Raw genomic sequence first — 3,707 nt, 5'->3', positions numbered from 1 at the left:
TCCCGCGGGGTGTGCCACCACCCGGTGGGACCGTCGTGATGAGGTTTCAGCGCTACAACTTATGTGGAGTCTGGCCGAAAAGTTGCAGCGCTGCAACCGGCTAGGTTTGGTGCGTGCCCGAGGAGACTGTGACCAGCAGCGACATTGCGGATCGTCTCGGTATTTCACAGACCGCCGTCAACAAGATGATCTCTCGGGCGTCGGACTTCCCGGAGCCCGTCATCGAGCGTTCGAACTTTCGCGCATGGCGCCGTTCCGAGGTCGAGGAGTGGATCAGTCGTCATCGTCCCGACGCAGGCATGCGTTGACCTGCGGAGCCTGGCACACTGCCGAATTAGTCTGTTTTGGGATCAAGAACGCGGCGTGCCCGCGCCCCGCAACCGGCTGCGCGCGGCCTGCCGGCCGTGCTCGCCGGACGCGTCGCTGACCTGCCGCCGCGATCAGGCGTGTGCTCGTCGTCGAGTCCGCGTGCCTCATACCGGTGACGTCACGGCGGTAGCGGCACATCGTCGGACAGCCGTCGAATCGACGGGATGTGGCTGTCGAGTTCCCCGGCCTCAAAACGAACATTTTTGATCGTCCACCAGAGAGCGTTGGTGGGATCGCCCACAAGCTTGTAGGAGCCGTTTGGAGCCACGGCAGCCCATCCCCCTACAAACCCGATCAGCGTGGCTGTCAGATCGCCGCGGGCCGCATCCCACAGTCGCACCGTCCCATCGTCGCCGGCGGAGACGATCCGGGTGCCGTCCGGGGAGGACACGACCGCATTGACACCGCCCATCGGGGTCGGTATCACCACCGCGGCCGAATCACGGCCGGTGACCGCGGCACCAGCCAGCTCCGCCCGGACCAAGGCAGCCTGGTCCACCGGGCAGGACAGCAACACCGCACCCTGCCAACGACTGCCCGTCAGGACCACACCGGTGAGATCCACATGGACCAGCCGGACGCCAGTCAGGTCCGCCCCGGACAGCGACGTGCGATCGAACACCGCGTGCGCCAGCGTCGCCTCCCGGAACACGGCGTCAGTCAACGTGCTGTGTACCAGCCGGGCACCGGTCAAATCCATCCCCGTCAAGTCCGCGCCCCGCAAATCCAGCCCGGACAGGTCCGCCCCCCGCAGCTCCCGCCCGCTGAACCCCCCCGGCGGAACATCCACCCCGAACCGGCGCGTCGGCCCGACCGGCGGGGACGGCAGACGGGTCGCAGCCTCCCGGATCGCGTCATCCACCCGCAGGATCAGGCCGCTGCGTTTGAGCCAGCCCGCTCCGAGCGCCTCCGTGGCAGCCTCAGCGAGGTCGACGGCGAACGCGTGCGCCGACGGGTAGCGCGCGTCGATGTCCTCCTCCACCGCCCGCATCACCACATTCGCCAGTGCCGGGTGCACCCCGGTCAACGGCCCGACCCGCGGACGTGCCGGCAGCCGCCCGGCAAGCAGCCAGTACAGCACCAGCCCGAGCGAGTACAGATCGGTCGCCGGGCCGAGCGCGCCGAAGTTCCGCTGTTCCGGCGCCATCCAGAACGGCGTCCCGGTCCTCCCGAACGCGGCGGTGTGCTCCAGCAGCTTCGCGATCCCAAAGTCGACAATCTTCAGGGTGCCGTCGTCAGCGAGGAGAAGGTTCGCCAGCTTGATGTCACGGTGCAGTATCGGCCTGTCGTGCACATACGCCAACGCGTCCCCGGCCGCCAGCCCGATCCCACACACCGTTTCCACCAGGAGGCCGTGGCTGACTTTGTCCAGGGATTTCCCGGCGACGAACTCCATGACCAGCAGGAAGAGGCCCTCGACGTCATCCGCGTCGAAGATGTTGACCAGGTGTGGGTGGTTCAGCCGGGCCAGGAGCTTCGCTTCGTCGCTGGCGCGCTGACGCCCGTCGGTACCCTCCACCGCTATCGCTTTGACCGCGACCAGCCGCTCCAGTCGACGGTCCCACATCTGGAAGACATCGCCGAAACCGCCACCGCCGAGCCTGCCGCGCAGCTCGTAGCGGTCGGGTAACGCCCGCTCCACACGGTCACGGTCTACCGGCATGGCCCTGCCGCTCCCCCCTGGCGACTGTCGAGGGCCCCCGACGGTCCGAGCCGCCGCCCTCCCCCTGGACAGGGGTAACTGTAACCAACCACCGCCAACCGGCAGCAGGCCATCCGCCTGCCCGGCCTGCGCCACTCGGTGCAACACCTCCGGCTGGACGAAGAAGCGACAGCAACCGCTGACAGCAACGTGAGCGGACAGCGGCGGACGGCCACGAACGACGGAGGCCCGCCGACCCGAGCTGGCGAACGTCGGCGGACCTCCACGAACACCACAAACGAGACTTTTCATCTTCGGGGTCGGCGCCATCGGCATGCTCAGAGGGCACGGCACCAGCTGGTGGAGGTCTGATCTGGCCGGTGCGGTCGGGTTTCCCATTCCCCGGCTGGCGCCTGATGATCTGACGGTGCGACGGTCGCGTTACGAGCCCCCTTTGGGCGGGCCTGTCGACGGGCTGAGCCCTGATCCAGCCGAGATGAGCGACATCGGAGGCAACGCGGCACCTGCTGACAAGGTTTCCCTACGACGGGTGGGACAGAATCAGCGTCATGAGAACAGATCTTGCGACGGCCCTGGGTACCCAGGAGACCGCCAACCTCGAGTTCAAGCGGGAGGCCAAGGACCGTAACGCCATCCGCGAGGCGATCTGTGCTCTGGCCAACGATCTACCGGGACTGGGCGGCGGATGCCTGATCATCGGCGTCGACAAGTCTGGTAGGCCGGTCGAGCAGGTCGACACATCGGATCAGGCGCTGCTCGGGCTTAGAGCGCCCGGCAATAGGGGACGCGGCGTCGCGGGGCTGGGGCACGCACCTCGCTGTGTTGTCGTCGGTCGCCACCCAATACCAGGGTGGCTCCCTCCGCCGCCTTGCGATGCACGCACCCCAGCCCCGCTCCTTGATCCACGCCCCTATTGCCGGGCGCTCTTACCAGCATCCGTGATGAGGGGAGGATTCTGGATCGGCCCTCGATCGTGGTGAGTCGCGCCATATTTCGGGGGCAACCGGTCGTCCAGATCGACGTGAGTGCGTCCCGGACCCCACCGGTCCGGTTCGACAACGTCGTCTGGGTGCGGCCGGGACCGTCAACCCGCAGGGCGACCCGCGACGACGAGCGGGTGCTCTCCGAGCGGCGGCGCTCCTTTGAAACTCCGTTCGATGTCCGTCCCATCACAGGCAGCACCACCGACGACCTCGATCTCGATCTTTTCCGGTCGGACTACCTACGCTCCGCGATCGACCCGTCGGTCCTGAACGAGAACGGTCGGCCGACCGAGCAGCATCTGGCGTCACTGCGACTCGCCGACATCAATGGCACCCCGACCGTCCTCGGTCTCCTCCTTGTCGGGCTGGACCCGAGCGCGCGAATTCCCGGCGCATACGTCCAGTTCATCCGGTACGAGGGGATTGATGTTGGTGGTGCCGTCTTGGATGAGCAGGAACTCCGGGTCAATGTCATCAACGCTGCGGAGCGGCTGGAGACCCTGTACAAGGGACACCTGCACACCCGACTGATCGAGGTGAGCGGGTTTCGCGAGGAGCCGAGGCCGGACTACCCGATCGAGGCGCTCCGAGAGGTGTGCATGAACGCGATCATGCACCGCAACTACGAGTCATCGAACGCGCCGGTCCGCGTTGCCTGGTTTGATGACAGGATCGAGGTGACCAATCCCGGC

General features: G+C 66.8%; 3 protein-coding genes and 1 pseudogene. 3 read left to right on the top strand and 1 reads right to left on the bottom strand.

Annotated elements, in window-relative coordinates:
- Positions 1–128 precede the first annotated feature (128 nt).
- The gene (locus MJ785_RS13530; protein WP_239346375.1) at positions 129–308 is read left to right on the top strand and encodes an AlpA family transcriptional regulator; all 180 of its coding nucleotides are present in this window, start codon (positions 129–131) and stop codon (positions 306–308) included.
- 179 nt (positions 309–487) lie between these two features.
- On the opposite strand, the gene MJ785_RS13525 is transcribed toward MJ785_RS13530, so the two are convergent.
- Positions 488–2,032, bottom strand: coding sequence for a protein kinase (locus tag MJ785_RS13525; protein WP_239381200.1), 1,545 nt, complete (start codon positions 2,030–2,032; stop codon positions 488–490).
- A 548-nt stretch (positions 2,033–2,580) separates the two neighbouring features.
- On the opposite strand from MJ785_RS13525, the gene MJ785_RS22300 reads away from it, so the two are divergent.
- Together MJ785_RS22300 and MJ785_RS13520 are read left to right on the top strand one after the other, a co-directional pair.
- Entirely contained in the window at positions 2,581–3,012 is a 432-nt protein-coding gene (locus MJ785_RS22300) for an RNA-binding domain-containing protein (protein ID WP_370652944.1), read from the top strand.
- 41 nt (positions 3,013–3,053) lie between these two features.
- Positions 3,054–3,707: pseudogene (locus MJ785_RS13520) on the top strand (transcriptional regulator); the annotation flags it as partial.

Origin of the sequence: Protofrankia sp. CiT1, from assembly GCF_917627335.1 — a bacterium.
In the GTDB taxonomy this organism is placed as follows: domain Bacteria; phylum Actinomycetota; class Actinomycetes; order Frankiales; family Frankiaceae; genus Protofrankia.
This window is presented reverse-complemented; position numbering and strand designations above follow the sequence as displayed.